Origin of the sequence: Pseudomonas sp. Larv2_ips, from assembly GCF_963879675.1 — a bacterium.
Lineage (GTDB): Bacteria > Pseudomonadota > Gammaproteobacteria > Pseudomonadales > Pseudomonadaceae > Aquipseudomonas.
In genome coordinates, this window is the sequence record NZ_CAWOAW010000013.1 from 300,610 (window position 1) to 316,266 (window position 15,657).

Sequence of the window (15,657 nt, forward strand, 5' to 3'; positions counted from 1 at the left end):
AGTACTTAACACACTGGGGTTCATTAGGAGTTTCACGATGGAAATGCTGAAGTTTGGTAAGTTTGCTGCTCTGGCTCTGGCTCTGTCCGTAGCCGTTGGTTGCTCGTCTAAAGGCGGCGACAATGCCGGTGAAGGCGCAGCTGTTGATCCAAACGCTGGTTACGGCGCTAACACTGGTGCAGTTGACGGCTCCCTGAGCGAAGAAGCTGCTCTGCGCGCTATCACCACTTTCTACTTCGAATACGACAGTTCGGACCTGAAGCCAGAAGCCATGCGCGCTCTGGACGTTCACGCGAAGGACCTGAAAGCTAACGGCGCTCGCGTTGTTCTGGAAGGTAACACTGACGAACGTGGTACTCGTGAGTACAACATGGCACTGGGCGAGCGTCGTGCGAAAGCCGTTCAGCGCTACCTGGTACTGCAAGGTGTTGCTCCAGGCCAACTGGAACTGGTTTCCTACGGTAAAGAGCGTCCAGTTGCTACTGGCCACGATGAGCAGTCCTGGGCTCAAAACCGTCGCGTCGAACTGCGTAAGTAATTCGTCATGCGAACGTGCCGTCGTGCTCTAACTGTATTGGCTCTCAGCCTCGCACCGCTTGCGGTGTGGGCTGCGGTTCCTGTGGAAGATAGCAACTCTGGCTATAACAATAGCGGGAGCAGTTATCCGCCAGCGGGTTATGGCACGAACGGCGCCTATGCTGGGGGAGCGGCTACGTCCGCTCCCTCGGCACAGGGCGAACTGTTCAACCAGCTGCAACGCATGCAGGATCAATTGTCGCAGCAACAAGGCACGATTGAAGTTCTTCAGAATCAAGTGAACCAGCTTAAGCAAGAAGGCCTGGAGCGTTACCAGGATCTTGACCGACGCATTGGAGCCGGCGTTACACCTGCCGCCACTCCTGATAATTCTTCTGCCGGTGGCGCACCAAGCGCCGCCGGTGGTGCAGCAGCAGGGGCCGCGGCGGCAAGCCAAGCCCCTGCCGCCAGCAGCGAACCGGGTGATCCGGCGAAGGAAAAGCTGTATTACGATGCAGCCTTCGACCTGATCAAAGCCAAGGATTTCGATAAGGCCAGCCAGGCCTTTACCGCATTCCTGCGCAAATACCCGAACAGCCAATACGCGGGCAATGCCCAGTACTGGTTGGGCGAGGTCAACTTGGCCAAGGGTGATTTGCAAGGTGCAGGCCAGGCTTTTGCCAAGGTCAGCCAGCTTTACCCAAAGCACGCCAAGGTGCCTGATTCGTTGTACAAACTCGCTGACGTAGAACGCCGCCTGGGTCACACCGACAAGGTCAAAGGCATTCTGCAGCAGGTGGTTGCCCAATATCCGGGTACCTCCGCTGCCCAGTTGGCACAGCGGGATCTGCAGCGCTTGTAAGCGATGCCTCCCGTTTAGAAGAAACCCGCGCCTGGCGCGGGTTTTTTCGTTAGAATCCACGCCCTTTTATGAAACACGCTTCCTGGGGTTTGCGCGTTTGCGCAATTCCTTGAAGTGCCTGACGGAGGCGGACAGCCTGTTTAGCTGTTACGCCCGTGGCGACTATGCAAGACACATTACGTATTACCGAAGTTTTTTACTCGTTACAGGGTGAAACGCGCACTGCTGGCCTGCCTACTGTATTTGTACGGCTGACCGGCTGCCCCTTGCGTTGCCAATACTGTGACAGCGCCTACGCCTTCAGCGGCGGCACCGTGCGCACCCTGGACGACATCATCGAGCAGGTTGCCGGTTTCAAGCCGCGCTACGTCTGTGTGACGGGCGGCGAACCCCTGGCCCAGCCCAATGCCATCGCGCTGCTCAAGCGGCTGTGTGACGCCGGTTACGAGGTTTCACTCGAAACCAGCGGCGCCCTGGACATCTCGGCCGTGGATCCGCGGGTCAGCCGTGTGGTCGACCTCAAGACCCCTGGCTCCAAAGAGGCGCACCGCAACCTGTACGCCAACATGGACCTGCTGACCGCCAATGACCAGGTCAAGTTCGTGATCTGTTCCCGCGACGATTATGACTGGGCGGCTTCCAAGCTGATCCAGTACGGGCTGGACCGTCGTGCAGGCGAGGTGCTGTTCTCTCCCAGCCATCACGACCTGAACGCTCGCGACCTGGCTGACTGGGTGGTGGCGGACAACCTGCCGGTGCGCCTGCAGTTGCAGCTGCACAAATACCTGTGGAATGACGAGCCGGGGCGCTGATATGGCTGATCAAAAGCGCGCAGTCATCCTGCTTTCCGGCGGTCTGGACTCGGCCACCCTGGTGGCCATGGTCCGCGCCCAGGGCTTCAACTGCTACACCCTGAGCTTCGACTACGGCCAGCGCCACCGCGCCGAGCTGAACGCCGCCGCGCGCGTGGCCCGTGACATGGGCGTGGTCGAGCATAAGGTGATCGGTCTCAACCTCAATGGCATCGGCGGGTCCGCGCTCACCGACAGCAGCATTGACGTGCCCGAGGCGCCCGGTGAAGGCATTCCGCTGACCTACGTGCCAGCGCGCAACACTGTATTTCTGTCTCTGGCGCTTGGTTGGGCTGAAGTATTGAATGCGCGCGACATCTTCATCGGTGTCAACGCGCTGGACTACAACGGCTATCCAGACTGCCGACCAGCGTACGTCGAGTCGTTCGAGCGCATGGCCAACCTGGCCACCAAGGCCGGCGCAGAGGGGCAGGGCTTCCATATTCAGGCACCGCTGCAGAACATGACCAAGGCGGACATTGTGAAGACTGGTGTAGCACTTGGCGTCGATTACACGCTGACTGTTTCCTGCTATCAGGCAGACGATGACGGCCGTGCATGTGGGAAATGCGACGCCTGCCGACTGCGCGCAGAAGGCTTCCAAGCGGCCGGAGTTACTGACCCCACGCGTTATTTCTGATTTATTTAAAATAAGGTGTTGAATAATCCTTAGAAATCAGTATTATACGCGCCACCACACAGCGGGTCGTTAGCTCAGTTGGTAGAGCAGTTGGCTTTTAACCAATTGGTCGTAGGTTCGAATCCCACACGACCCACCATTTTCAAAGCGGATGTGTGTTTAGTAGGGCGGAGTTGAGCAGTATCTACTCGATCGACATGCAGCCGTCTGCGGCAAACAGTAGTTTTGTTGTCGCATGATGTCAATGTGCAACGGATTTTCGTTGCACATGCCGGGGTATAGCGCAGTCCGGTAGCGCGCCTGCTTTGGGAGCAGGATGTCGGGAGTTCGAATCCCCCTACCCCGACCATATCCGTTAAAAAAGACGCCTATTTAGGCGTCTTTTTTTTGCCTTTTTTTTGTGCGCACATTTCTTTTGCGCGCAGGATCCTCTACCAACGCGACGTTGGCATGCGCGAAACGTGCTAGTAAGCGGTAGGGCGCTGCTGCTCCGCCGGCGCGCTTATCCGTGATCGGTAGTTATGGTGATAATTTGGTTGGTCTCGCTAATTGAGCGAGCGAATACCCTGATGCCATGCTTGGCCTTCTGATCGCAGAAGACATGAGTGCAGCTAGGGTATTCATTTCTACAGGCGGATGTTCCTGATCGCTCGAAGGTTCCTGTATTTCTCCAAAATAATTGGCTACGTGATTCAAAGCTTGCTTAAGCGCTGGATTCGTCGAAAGTTCCATGGCTATAGCTATTTCTTCCAACGCTTTGGAAGAGGTCAGCTTCACAGTCGGTCTGTCTAGCCTTCTGACCGTCCCATGTGATCGTGAAGACTGTCCGCTCGAGTCTTCACGCCGGATACGCTTTAATGCCCCTTGCATCACGCTACGCTCATGCAAGACTGTGCGCATGTGGCTGTAGTCGACCTCGACATAGCTCATGGTCGTCGCTATGTTCGAATGATTCAGCAGATTTTTCGTGAGGTGGATATTGCGATCTGGTTCTTTCATCAGATCCGTGGCCAAGGTATGACGAAAACGATGCGGGGTGATTCGAGCTCCAAATTTTTGGGTCAGCTTGCGGTACATTGCTTCGACCTGATCCGACGTCATTACTCGCCCACGGTAATGCATTGAAAAACGGTTAACGTTAAACAGTTGGTCATCTGAGGTGAAGCCAGCGCGCTTCGCTTTATCCACAATTAATTTTAGGTGGGGCGCAAGACCCTCCATGATGGGCACTGAGAACTCTCGGTGTGTTTTTTCTGTCTCTCCACGGATTAGAATCATCTGCTTATCAAAATCGACGTCTTTGTAGCGCAAATGCAATAGTGCATTGAGCCGTATACCTGTGTAGTAGAAAACTTCGAACACAGCCAGCCAAAACCAAGCAGGTGTAACCTGGCTACGCTCGTGTGTGCAGCGCTCCTGAGCCTCGAGGGCTTCGAGCCAATTTCGAGATATCTGAATAAGTTTGGCATTAAGTATCTTGCTTGGGCGTTTAGCGGGGGTCACGCAAGTTTCTTTAAATGGGTTGACCGTTGTATGTTTCAGCATTTCGTGCTTTATCGCATACGACCATACCGTGCGTAGATGGCTCGAGTAGGTATTCCAACTGCGTTTTGCCTTACCATTCGCGAGAAACTGTTTTCGCCACGTAAGGATCGACCTATGATCAATTTCTTCGATTGGGGTAGCCCCGAAATGTGCGAGCATCGCTTTGGCTGAGGATTGATAAATCTTTGCAGTTGCTGGTCGAAGGTCACGCGCAAAGATGTATTCCTCCGTAAGTAGCAAGGCGGTGGTCATTGTTGCGACTCCATTGATCCTAATTTTAAAGAAAGGCTTGCGTTATCGAGAGGTACTTCTGAGAAAATTGTGAGGGGGTCCAATAGTAAGTAACCCTTCAGCTGTTTTGATTTGCGAGGGCCGATTACGTCGCAGTTCCATATGTTCAGGCTCTTCAGGGTTTTTCGATGAAGTTTTTGCTTCTCGAAACTTCGTTGAACCAACTGCCAAGCGTTAACTTGCTGTGCTTTGGCTTGCTGTTCAATGTGGGGGAACTCAAGGACGTAGCGCTTGAATATTCCTGGCGTCACCAACATAGCGGTCCCGGCTACGGTATGGACCAGTGCTTTGGTGTCGTTAATAATGATTTTTCGAGAGGCGATCCCTTGTTTTAGCCATTCAACGAATCTCTGGCCGAGCTCGGTGTTACTGGGCATTACAATGACTTCTTTATCAGTTGGTGCATGCACGCCTCCTGGGTTAGGAGAGTGGAGGGGCTCGCTATCATCCGGTTTCGAAGACGCGCTCTGTATTGCTGGCAAGGAACTGTTTTGGGCGTTTTCTAGTGGCTCATTGACATTATTTAGGAGTGCCAGTAGCGCGTCAAATTCAGCCGGATCATCCGAAGTACGTTGTGTTTTATCAGCTGATGCCGTTGGTGCCGGCGTTAATGGCGCTGGTGCAGCATTGGCTTCAGCCGCTTGAGGTGAGCTTTTCACTGGAGCAGCGCTGTGACTTTGCACCGCAAGCTCATCCACTGCATTGCCAGCCTCAACCTCAAGGGTGCCTGCGTACACAGTGGGCCGTTCGTTGGGATCACTCCAAATCAGTGAGGGTGAAAGCTTGAGCAGGGTGAAGGTATTTCGCCAGCCGCTACCGTTGTCGATCGTTGCTTTCCAGATGGCCTTATCCTGGGCGTTGGTCTGGATTACACCCTGGTCCTGCAGCATGTTGAAGAAGGGGGCGTTCGAGCTGGGTACGCCTTCAACGCCTTGAGTCAGCAAGTAGGCGCGGAGTTGATCGGCAATCGGTTTGCTGACTAGCCACAGAGCCTCTTGTGTCAGCCATCCATCTGACGGGCCATCAGGCTGATTCAGCTTGAAGGTGTCACGGACCAGGTAACGCAAACCGTCCGCCAGCTGACGTTGCAAGGACTGTTTTGGCGCTGACAACGCACGAGCTGGGTTACCGCCAAGCTCCTGGGCGACAGAGGCCTGGTCGGCCTTGACCACAATCTCGCCTAATATTCCGGCGTGCTCATACTGGCCGGCCAGCACAAAGATCAGTTGCGACCAGGCTTCGGGGAAACCGCTGAGCCAGTCTAGGATTTCCGAGGAAAGGATCTGCGCGTATATCAGTGCGGCAGCGGCCCCGTGCAATTGGTAATTGCGTCCTTTCACATAGCGAAAGCGATAAGGGCGATTGATTGGGCCGTGCCATGGGTGCCAGGTTTTACCTCCCTCCAGTTCGATGTGCACGTCGACGGCAATCTTGCCGAGGTCGTGAATCAAAGCGCCATAAGCAGCTGCGGCAGTCCACGCTTCGGCCTGGGCCGATTGAGACTCCGGTGGTGCACCGATGGGTAGGAGGTAGGTCTGTCGAATCTTCAACGCATAGGCGACGATCTCTAAGCCGTGATCAAGCATGCCGCCTGGGTGTGCATGGTGGTGGTTCTGCGAGGCAGGGAGCTGCTGGACCAACTCTGCGTAGCGCTCCAGTGGGCGCCGATAGAGCTCCACAAACTGTGAGCGCGATAACGAAGCACGCTGCCATATGTTCTCCAGCAGTTTTTGACGCCTTGGGGTCGCCAGCAAATCCTGTCCCTGGGCAGGTTTCAGAAAACCGTTTGGTGAAGGGGCAGCAGCAGGTAAGGTTTTGCTGCGGCGGAAAAATGAGAACATCACCAGCTCCATCAATGAATCATGGACTGGCTTTTCCGCTATCTGGTGGGTTTACTTCAATGGGAAAAGGTCACCGGCTGCGTTAGGGTATTTCGAGAGGCGTTACGCCATCAGTGTGACGCTTTAGGTGGCTTCGCCTGCGCAGAACAGTTGCACGACGAGGTTCCGAACCCTTTTTTATTGAGTGTCGCTCCAGGAATTGCGACTAACAGCAGGTGAGGGCGACGAGCTTTTTGCGTAGCAAGCCCTTTCGGGTAGGGCTTTTACCCTTGTGAACCATTCCATTCGCTTTTGCAGAACCCTTTACCCTTTGGGCCATTTTTGCTCTGAAAGGTGGGTATATGGCAGGAGCAGCCTGTGTAGTTCTGTGTCAGATGGCTTGCAGCAGCGATAAATCAAGACTATAAATAGTGTCAAAGCGCCTCTAGTTATGAGGCAGTCGAGGATGAGCATCATGACCACACACACCACTCCGGGAGTTGCAAGCCGCTTGGGTTATGGCTTGGGTGTGATCGTGCGCGCCGTTTGGTTCAGTAGTAATCCTACCTGGCGCTGGGTGAAGCGTCTGGCACTGATAACATTTGCGGCCTATTCATGGCACTGGTTTGCTCATGCGTTTCTGGCGGTTTTGATGGCCGGTTTCGTTTTCGCTGTCGTTGTTGTGACTTTTTCCTCGCGTCGTAAGGTGACCTCTAACGAGGTTTTTGGCGTTGGTTGGCAAAACGGGCCTGATGGTTGGGGTTATTACGATATGTATGGAAACTGCCATACTTTTGGGGATGATGATGAGTAGCGTCTTGCCAAGAGCTACTCATAACATCAGATTATTTTCCTCAGCTCTTTGCTGCCTTGCGATCCCGCTTGTTTAACATCTTTAGTGCCGCTGGTAAGTCCTTCTAGGGCATTTCCTGCACTGACCCCTGCCCACCCCAACGCTCCTACCCAGAAGACGGGCAGAATAATAAACATTGCCCCCATCACGAAGTTCAAGATCGCATCCTGAGCCGTAGCGTTCAAACCCATCACTGGATCAAAAGATAAGTGCGGTGAGCCTGCTCCATATAGGGCATCCAAGATTGTGGTATCGACCCACCGCGCCAGTTGAAACCAAAAGTCCACGAAGATCAGCGCAAAAAATACAACTGTCATGGTCATGGCTACTTTCAACTGATAAGCGCCGACGATCAGTACCAGCGGGATGCAAATCACCATCGCCATCTTCAAGAACGCCATAACCATTGGTAGCGCCTGACGAACCATGTCCATGGCCGGGAAGTAGGCCAATGAGCCCAGTGCTACCCCTAGGGTGCCGGTAACACGGGCTGCGCCATTCCACACCGTCCCGTTAATTTGTCCACCGTAGTCTGTATAAACATCTCCTTTCACCTGGTTCGACGGTGAGACCAGTTGCCGAACAAGCGAGTCGGTCACTTCGTCCTGGGACAGCCACTTCGCCCATCCAAGCATTTTTGTCATGAGGTCAGGAGATACCTGATCTTTGATACGATCTCGTAAGCCTACTCCGCTATCGGACCACCATTGTTTACATGTTGGATATCCTCCACCTCCGCTCACCTGTGGCAACCCCACATCACGCGAAGCGTTGTATGGCCAGGACGTTCTAGGTGTCTTGGAGTAGTCCGTGTCGTAGTAGCCCGAGGTGTTCAGCAAGAAGTGGGAGCCGACCCAACTGAGGTCCTGTAAGAACTGGGGATCATTGGCTTTAGTGCCCCAGTCTGGTTGACGCATGAAGAGCCGGGCGCGTGAAGGCCCGTAACAGTCGTGGGTGAAGTCGCCGATTTCCTGGGCCAGCAGTGGGTTGTTGATCTTGGTGTTGTTCACCTCCATCCGGACTTGTCGCAGGTCGGTCCCACAAGGGATGGCTGCGACTGCTCCGTTGGTTAACCCTTTTGACAGCGCATGCATGAAAGCCCACCACATGGGCATCTGCGCACTCTTTCCAGCCAAAGAGCTAAATGTCGTGTTCCAGCCGGTGTCAGCTGGTTTGGGTAAGTTGTATTGGCATTGCTGGGCTCTACTTTGATCGAACGCCAAGGTATCGAAGCTCACATTGACGGCAGGGACCGCGAAGAATGCGACAACGACGTAGCCAACATAGATGTTGGTCTCGATCCGGGCCAGTGAAAGTACGCCTTTGTTACCCTCGTCAGCCCCTTCTCCACGCACCTTGATCCATTCCCGAATCACGATTATGCAGAAGGGCAGTGCGAACAAGCCGGTATCTGAAACCATATCCCAGATACCGTTGTTGATGATCCAGCCGACCAGCGTCAGGTAGTACTCCAAATAGTCATTGGTGTAGAGCGTCACTGGACACCTCCTGCCTGATACAGCACTTTGCTCATCTCAACCATGGCAAACAATAAAGCCACCATGACCTCGATCTTCAACAGGCCTTTGCGCCTCGATTGCGGCAACCGAGCCTTGAGCTTGAGCCAGGCAACCGCCAGTGCGATATAGAGCATCACTCGCCAGGTGAAGAGCGGCCAGTAGTTGTCAACACGCCATCCTTGCCATTCCTCGACACTGTCGAACATGCTCATCAAGACGGTGCTGAGTAGAACTACGAGGCAGGTGGTTGCGAGTAAAACACCCGTTATCACGAGAAGTCCCCGCCCGATTCGCCGAGTCATTGAAAGGTTGGGGGTGGCGACAGGATCCTGATTGTCAGTCATGGCCTACACCTCACTGTTTGCTCTTGGCAGGTGATTGCAACTGATTCAGGCGGTCCGTTTCTGGATCTCCTGGAAACACGCCGCGTGAATCTTCGGCCCGAGCTTTGCCACGTTCAATGATGGTCAGTGGTGAGTTCTTCGCGAGCTGCTGACGCATGTCCAGTTCCATCTTCAGATTGCCAATTTCCTGTTGCAGCGATGAGCTTTGCTGGCCCACCGCTTGGACGGCGAGGTCATTGGCTGCAACGTTCGGTTCCCGACTGCCCGCCATCAAGGTGCGCTGAAGGGTCAGGGCCTTCTCCAAAACGTCGGACAACGCGACTTCTGAGGCAAGTCTACGAGCCAGTACGTCCTGATCCCGCTCATCCTTGAGGGCTGCTACGACGCCCCGGGTGATGGGCAGCGAATTGCTGCTCGCTGCTTCCAGGTTATCGACCGACAGAGTCTTGCCTCCGCTGAGTAACTCCTGCAGGGCCTTCAACTTGGTGTCGTAAGTTTCCTGGATCAGCGGTGTGAGCCCTACGCCTGCGGCTGTAACCGTTTTAGGGCAGCTGTCACAGGTCTGTTGTTGCTGTTCCCCCAGCACACGATTGGCAAAGGTCGTGGCCTCTTGCGGCGATGACCAGACGTTGCACACCATTCCATTGTTGCAGCTGTCCTTATTGATCGATGAGGTATCACCGGCGGCACGTTTGTTCAGCAGGTTGTAGCCTGCCTTGGTGACGTCCCCCACGATACGAATAGGTTTTTGGCCTGAACCGCCTGCTCGATCCCCCCCGACCCAGGTGACGCCATCATTGCCGCCTTTCTTTTCGACTTGTTCCACAGCCGACACTGCGTCCGTGTTGGTGGTCAGCGTCTGGCTCATTGCTTGACCCTCAGCGAGCTTGCCCCAACCCATTTGATTACCGGCGATATCCGCCATCTTTTCACCAATAGCCCGGCAAGTGCCTTTGGACCGGTCAAAGTCCAATCGGGCTTGCAGGATGCCGTTGGTAATAAGGTTGTACAGGGCCGGGTTTGCGCGTTGAAGGATCAATGCTGGCAGCGAGGCTACTGCGCTGGTGGCATTCTGTACCACCGAGCTCATGATGTTCTGGAATCCAGAGGTGGCACCGTTCAACTGGTTTTGCAGGGTGTTGCTCATGCTCATGTTTCCGCAGACCAGGTTGTTGTTCCAGCCGCCGCCGACGGAAATACTGTCCATGTTGCCGGCGCTCCCCATGGTCACGGCATTCCCCCCGCCGATGTTGTAGAGCACGTCGTCACCGATAACGCTGCCAGAGGACGAGACGTTGATTGGGTCGGCAGATTGCGCTATTGCGCTGCTAAAACAGCAAATGAGGCAGATCGCCAAAGGGGTGAGTTTCATGTGGTGCTCCGGTCGCTTAGGTTCATAGGAAGTCGGTGCTGCCGAGGAAGGTTTGGCCACGACGTTGACAGCATGAGTAAGGGCGCCAGAGTGCCCATGCATATCCGCCATCCTGCGAGTCGATGTTGGGTAGGATGGTTGGGAATGTCGCGCAGGTGGGGTTAAGCACAGGGGTAAGCTCTTGCCACTTTCCTGTCGAGGCGTCACCTTCACGCAGCGCTCCCGCTGGCCAGTAGCCGGGATAGGGAAGGGCGAGCATCGGTAAATAGACATGTGCTTGGCCGAGACGAGTAACGACGTCGCCGGCGCGCTGTGCGATGACAGCACCCGTCTTGTAGTCATCTGTCTGGTTGAGAAAACCGCTACGGGGATAGACATTCCCCCAACTGCTTGCGGATAGCAGGCTGCCTACCTCGCGCAGACCTGGGATGAGTGCTTCGGGGTATACGGCCTCCGGGACACCATATCTCCACGCAATCGGGTCGAGGGTACTGAGGAAATAAGGAACGAGCGGCAATGTTGCGCCTTTGCAGACATAACCCGAGGCGCTGGCGAATTGGCTTAACGTGGCACCACCAGGATGGCCAATAACGTCGGCCTCCTTGAACTTGATGATGTTGTTTTCAGCAACGTGGTTGGTGGTGCCGTCATTACCGGCTTGGGCCATAGGATTTGGCGTACCGAGAGGCGACATCTCAATCCACGGGTTTGCTCCCGTGTTTGAGTAGGCCGATACCACGGCGTCCGGCACGTAGTGACGAACCTTGGTGGACGTTTTGACCTTGCAACCGAAGGGCGTGCAGAGGAGCCAATAGCAAATGCCGACCACCCTGTATTCCAGGCACGTAGGTGACAGCGTCGATGCAATGATTGTCGCCGAGGTGATCGCTGCTGAAGCGCTGAAAGACAAACTGAAGGTGATGGCCAGTGACAGTGGGCGGATCGCAAAGCGTGAGCGTCTCATCGTGACAAGCTCCGTGCTCGATCAATCTGCGTGACGGCTTTAGATACGTCTGTCTCCCCGTACACAACATATCGGCGGTCGACGACGACTGCGGGGATCTTTTCTATACCCACACTCCAGGCATCTGTGACGCCCTGCTGGGCTTGAGCCAGGTCGTTTTGAAGACGTTTTCCGGCAGGGCTTGATAGGAAACGTTGAATGGTTGCTTCAGCCTGGCGCGGATCGGCAGAGAGCTGGCGAGATAGCAGCTCCTCGAGGCGTTGCTGGTCGTCGAGACGAATGATGCGCACGCCAGTAGGTGCGGATACAGGATGTGCCTGATCAGTGATGACCCATGTTTCCGCGTGGGACGCAGTGGACAAGAACAGCAGCAGTGAAAACAGCCAGCGCCGCGTTTCGCTAAGGTGGGTAAGGATCTGGAGCATGGCACCGTACCTGATATGGATTCAGGTACAGAAGACCGGATGGTCGTCTTGAGCGCAGTAAGAAATAGGAATTTGGAGGCTTTGGGTATTTGAGAGCGGCGGGTTCTTGAGGATTGGATTAGAGATGGCACTTGGTCGGCTTAAATTGACGACGCAGCGGGTTACGCAGTTAACTGGCTATCCATACAGTAATTATTCAGGCCAAGTTTATGAACGCGACCCTTCTTGGTCCCATCGCCGCTGATGGTCATCCTCTGCCGATGTACTCCAATCCTGTCTCGGCCGGCTTTCCATCGCCTGCGGCCGATCACCTGGAAAAGTTGATTTCGCTGGATGAGCTTTTTGAAATCCGTGCACCACACGTGTACCTGGCTAAGATCCAGGGCGATAGTATGCAAGGTATCGGCATTTTCAGCGGTGACTTGGTGATCGTTGACCGAAGCAAAACTGCTCGTCATGGCGATATCGTTATTGCGGCGCTCAACGCCGAGTGCGTGTGCAAGCGTCTGCACAATCGAGATGGCCAAGTGATTTTGATAGCTGAAAATCCTAAATATCCCCCCAGGTACGTAATGGAAGGCGACGAGCTTGTGATATGGGGTGTGGTCAACTACAGCGTGCGCGACCATGAGCGATAGTTCCGGCCTTGCTCCCGGCTTGCCCGTTTTTGCACTTGCCGATTGCAACAGCTTCTACGCCAGTTGCGAGCGTGTGTTTCGTCCGGACCTGGCCACCACGCCGATCGTGGTATTGAGCAACAACGATGGGTGCGTGATTGCTCGAAGCTACGACGCAAAACCTTTCGTCAAAATGGGCGCGCCCTATTTCCAGATCAAGGACACGTTGCGCCGACACGGCATCGTGGCCTTCAGCAGCAATTACGCGCTGTACGGGCAAATGTCCGAAAGAGTCATGACGCTGATTGAGTCCATGGTGAGCGACAGCGAGGTCTATTCCATCGATGAAATATTTTGCGACCTGACCGGTATGCCCGGCGATATCACCGAATTTGGCCGAAAGATCCGTGCCAAAGTCCTAAAGCACACCGGTATCCCGGTGGGTGTGGGTATTGCCCACACCAAAACCCTGGCAAAACTGGCCAATCACACGGCAAAACGCCTGCAGGCGCAAACCGGCGGTGTCGTGGATCTGTGCGATCCGTTCAAACGCGACTGGGTGTTGCGCAATACCGCCGTAGAAGAGGTCTGGGGCATCGGTCGACGCATGACGGCGCACATGCAGGCCCTGGGCATTTGCACGGCCATGGACTTGGCCAAGGCGGATCCGCTCTTGCTCGGCCGCAAATTCAGCGTCGTCCTGGAGAAAACCGTACGCGAGCTCGCTGGCACTTCGTGCCTGGCCCTGGAAGAGGCTGCACCGGCCAAGCAGGAGATCTGCTGCAGCAGAATGTTCGGCATGCGCCTGGAGACGATCGAGCCGATCAAAGAGGCGGTGGCCACCTACGCGCAGCGGGCTTCGGAGAAGTTGCGGGCACAGCATTCCCTGTGCAAAAAGATCCGCGTGAGCATCCGGACCGGCATGTTTAACCCCGATGAGGCGCGTTACGCTAACGGCGTGGTCGTGGAGCTACCCTACCCTACCAATGACGTGCGTTTGATCACCAAGGCCGCGACACAGGCGGTGGAACGCCTGTTCCGCCCTGGGTTCCGATACAGCAAGGCTGAGATTTTGTTGATGGACCTTCGTCAACCAGGTGAATTCACCGACGACCTGTTCGCGCACACGCAACCAGCTGCAGCGGACAAGGTGATGAACGTTCTCGATGAAATCAACAGCCGGTGGGGCCGTGGAACGCTGCGCGCAGCAGCGGTGCCGGCGGCGCCGGCCTGGGCAATGCGTCGTGAGTTGATGAGCCCGAACTACACCACCAGGCTTGATCAGCTCTGGACGGTGAATGCCAATTGAGGCATCAGAATTGAGGGAGTTTTCAAAATGTGCAGTCATTACGAAGCACCGGCGCCGCAGCGGGTAGCTGACACCTTCGGTGTTGAACCTTATGAACAGGGCAAGCTGGATCTGTGGCCAGGCTACATCGGGCCCTTCATCCGCAGTGCGGAACACGTCGACCTCGAGGCAGAGTCGCCGTCGCCGAATGAAGTACTCGCCGGTTCGTTCGGCCTGGTCCCTTCCTGGAGCAAAGACACCAAAATCTCGCGCAAAACCTACAATTGCCGATCGGAGACCGCGAGTGCGAAGCCGTCTTTTCGCACCGCTTGGCGTCAGTCACACCACTGCATTATTCCTGCAGCAGCGATCTATGAGCCTGACTGGCGAACGGGAAAATCCATTCCCACGCGCATAGTTCGGTCGGATGGTGAATTGATGGGAATCGCCGGCCTGTGGGAGAAATGGCACGAGCCTGGTACCGACAGGATCCTGCACAGTTTTACGATGCTCACGATCAATGCCGATGACCATCCTTTCATGCGCAACTACCATAAACCCGAAGATGAAAAGCGCATGGTAGTTATTCTGCCAAAGGGGCTGTATGCCGATTGGTTGAAAGCCACGGCCAGCGATAGCATGGAGTTCATGCGTCAGTACCCGGCCGACCGCATGGCAGTCGCCATGTGAGGCTATACCGCTGCCTACGCTAACCTGAACTGACTAAAACGAGAGTGGTTGAATGACCAAAGATGAACTGCGACAACAGCTGCAGGAGCAATTTGAGAAGCTCTTGCAAGCAAAGCCTGACGCGGTGACGCTATATGCGGCAGAGCCGGAACCCGAAACCAAGCCGTGGAAAAAGAAGCCGAGCCCGCTTGATCAGGCATTTGCACAAGACCTGGCTGAAATTGAAAAGGCCCTGCGGGCCGAGGGATAGCCCTGGGCAGCGCCTGGTACCATTTTCCGTGAACAACAGAAGCACCATAAGGCCGGGGCTATCCTCAGCCTTTTTGTTGCCATACTATGTTAGGATTGATGACTATTTAGCGCTTAGAGTGATGCATGCCCAAGGCTATCGTTATTGAAGATGAACAGCTTGAACACGCGGTGAAGGTCGCCAGGGTTAGTAGCCCCGAGAACGGCAACCGAGATGCTGCATTGTTGCTGACATGCTTTGGCACCGGCATGACCGTGACAGAAGTTTGCCGTTTACGTGTAAGCGATTACCTGGCCGAATCCGGCACGGTGCTGATTGACTCCCAGGTACGTGCAGAAATTGCCTACAACCATCGTTCAAGGCCATTGTGCTGGACCAGTAAGAAGCTGACCAACGCGATAGACGCTCACCTTGAGGAACGGCTTGTGCGCGGTCATGGCGTTTCATCCAGGGTGATGGCTTATCGGGGCCTAGACCCTGATTCACCGTTGTTCGTCTCCGGTCGAACTGGCGAGGGTTTGAAACTCAGCGCCCAGCGCCGTGACGGGAAGACGTACTACAGTGCGAATCAACTCAGTCGGTTGTACTCCAGGCTGTTCGCTCAATCAGGGATCGAGGGAGCCAGCGCGCACTCTGGACGGCGAACCCTTGCGGTCAAGCTTAAGCGCCGGGGCATTGATCTACGGCATATCAGCGAAATATTGGGCATAGAAAGCCTGGAAGCAGTTAAGAAGCTCTGTGCCGGAGATCCTGCGCGCTTGGGCGACATTGTGCGGAGAATCATTTAATGACGCTTGTACGAGCATCAA

Annotated in this window: 17 protein-coding genes and 2 tRNA genes; 12 read left to right on the forward strand and 7 right to left on the reverse strand. The window is 55.1% G+C overall.

The features are described from left to right. Positions 1-37: 37 nt before the first annotated feature. From pal to AACV02_RS05875, 6 genes are all read left to right on the forward strand, one after another. Complete coding sequence (pal, locus tag AACV02_RS05850; RefSeq protein ID WP_003209827.1) at positions 38-538, forward strand: peptidoglycan-associated lipoprotein Pal; 501 nt, start codon at positions 38-40, stop codon at positions 536-538. Positions 539-544: 6 nt separating this feature from the next. Then, on the forward strand, positions 545-1,378 hold the full coding sequence (gene ybgF, locus AACV02_RS05855) for a tol-pal system protein YbgF (protein WP_119736970.1): 834 nt from the start codon (positions 545-547) through the stop codon (positions 1,376-1,378). 164 nt (positions 1,379-1,542) lie between these two features. Continuing rightward, the gene (gene queE, locus AACV02_RS05860; RefSeq protein WP_106578389.1) at positions 1,543-2,190 is read left to right on the forward strand and encodes a 7-carboxy-7-deazaguanine synthase QueE; all 648 of its coding nucleotides are present in this window, start codon (positions 1,543-1,545) and stop codon (positions 2,188-2,190) included. A 1-nt stretch (position 2,191) separates the two neighbouring features. Further along, on the forward strand, positions 2,192-2,869 hold the full coding sequence (queC, locus tag AACV02_RS05865; protein WP_119736972.1) for a 7-cyano-7-deazaguanine synthase QueC: 678 nt from the start codon (positions 2,192-2,194) through the stop codon (positions 2,867-2,869). 63 nt (positions 2,870-2,932) lie between these two features. Then, positions 2,933-3,008: transfer RNA gene (locus AACV02_RS05870), tRNA-Lys, on the forward strand. Positions 3,009-3,141: 133 nt separating this feature from the next. After that, positions 3,142-3,218 (forward strand) — tRNA-Pro (locus AACV02_RS05875). Positions 3,219-3,388: 170 nt separating this feature from the next. Here the strand turns inward: AACV02_RS05875 and AACV02_RS05880 are convergent. Together AACV02_RS05880 and mobH are read right to left on the reverse strand one after the other, a co-directional pair. After that, positions 3,389-4,666, reverse strand: a complete 1,278-nt coding sequence (locus tag AACV02_RS05880; protein WP_119736974.1) for a site-specific integrase — start codon at positions 4,664-4,666, stop codon at positions 3,389-3,391. Beyond that, entirely contained in the window at positions 4,663-6,546 is a 1,884-nt protein-coding gene (gene mobH / locus AACV02_RS05885; RefSeq protein WP_119737173.1) for a MobH family relaxase, read from the reverse strand. The genes AACV02_RS05880 and mobH overlap by 4 nt, the downstream gene beginning before the upstream one ends. 454 nt (positions 6,547-7,000) lie before the next feature. Here mobH and AACV02_RS05890 point away from each other — a divergent pair, with 454 nt between their 5' ends. Further along, positions 7,001-7,339 carry a hypothetical protein gene (locus tag AACV02_RS05890; protein WP_157986804.1) on the forward strand — a complete coding sequence of 113 codons (339 nt, stop codon included), beginning with the start codon at positions 7,001-7,003 and terminating at the stop codon, positions 7,337-7,339. A 26-nt stretch (positions 7,340-7,365) separates the two neighbouring features. Here the strand turns inward: AACV02_RS05890 and AACV02_RS05895 are convergent, their stop codons facing one another. Genes AACV02_RS05895 through AACV02_RS05915 form a run of 5 tightly spaced genes read right to left on the reverse strand, consistent with a single transcriptional unit; the run spans position 7,366 to position 12,003 of the window. Beyond that, positions 7,366-8,877 carry a conjugal transfer protein TraG N-terminal domain-containing protein gene (locus tag AACV02_RS05895; protein ID WP_119736976.1) on the reverse strand — a complete coding sequence of 504 codons (1,512 nt, stop codon included), beginning with the start codon at positions 8,875-8,877 and terminating at the stop codon, positions 7,366-7,368. Beyond that, positions 8,874-9,242 (reverse strand): hypothetical protein, encoded by a 369-nt coding sequence (locus AACV02_RS05900; RefSeq protein WP_119736978.1) that lies wholly within the window; start codon positions 9,240-9,242, stop codon positions 8,874-8,876. Before AACV02_RS05900 ends, AACV02_RS05895 begins: the two co-directional genes overlap by 4 nt. A 10-nt stretch (positions 9,243-9,252) precedes the next feature. Further along, complete coding sequence (locus AACV02_RS05905; RefSeq protein WP_119736980.1) at positions 9,253-10,614, reverse strand: integrating conjugative element protein; 1,362 nt, start codon at positions 10,612-10,614, stop codon at positions 9,253-9,255. Between the two features lie 22 nt (positions 10,615-10,636). Next, on the reverse strand, positions 10,637-11,578 hold the full coding sequence (locus AACV02_RS05910; RefSeq protein WP_119736982.1) for a TIGR03756 family integrating conjugative element protein: 942 nt from the start codon (positions 11,576-11,578) through the stop codon (positions 10,637-10,639). Next, positions 11,575-12,003, reverse strand: a complete 429-nt coding sequence (locus AACV02_RS05915; protein WP_119736984.1) for a TIGR03757 family integrating conjugative element protein — start codon at positions 12,001-12,003, stop codon at positions 11,575-11,577. Before AACV02_RS05915 ends, AACV02_RS05910 begins: the two co-directional genes overlap by 4 nt. A 209-nt stretch (positions 12,004-12,212) precedes the next feature. Here AACV02_RS05915 and AACV02_RS05920 point away from each other — a divergent pair, with 209 nt between their 5' ends. The 5 genes from AACV02_RS05920 to AACV02_RS05940 all read left to right on the forward strand — a co-directional run bounded on the left by AACV02_RS05920 (position 12,213) and on the right by AACV02_RS05940 (position 15,636). Next, positions 12,213-12,641, forward strand: a complete 429-nt coding sequence (locus AACV02_RS05920; RefSeq protein ID WP_119736987.1) for a LexA family protein — start codon at positions 12,213-12,215, stop codon at positions 12,639-12,641. Further along, positions 12,631-13,929 carry a translesion error-prone DNA polymerase V subunit UmuC gene (gene umuC, locus AACV02_RS05925; RefSeq protein WP_119736989.1) on the forward strand — a complete coding sequence of 433 codons (1,299 nt, stop codon included), beginning with the start codon at positions 12,631-12,633 and terminating at the stop codon, positions 13,927-13,929. Before AACV02_RS05920 ends, umuC begins: the two co-directional genes overlap by 11 nt. A 27-nt stretch (positions 13,930-13,956) precedes the next feature. After that, a complete protein-coding gene (locus AACV02_RS05930) occupies positions 13,957-14,598 on the forward strand; it encodes an SOS response-associated peptidase (RefSeq protein WP_119736991.1) in 642 nt (213 codons plus the stop codon). A gap of 52 nt (positions 14,599-14,650) precedes the next feature. Then, positions 14,651-14,848 carry a hypothetical protein gene (locus tag AACV02_RS05935; RefSeq protein WP_119736993.1) on the forward strand — a complete coding sequence of 66 codons (198 nt, stop codon included), beginning with the start codon at positions 14,651-14,653 and terminating at the stop codon, positions 14,846-14,848. Positions 14,849-14,973: 125 nt separating this feature from the next. Then, the gene (locus AACV02_RS05940; protein WP_119736995.1) at positions 14,974-15,636 is read left to right on the forward strand and encodes a site-specific integrase; all 663 of its coding nucleotides are present in this window, start codon (positions 14,974-14,976) and stop codon (positions 15,634-15,636) included. The last annotated feature ends 21 nt before the right edge of the window (positions 15,637-15,657 follow it).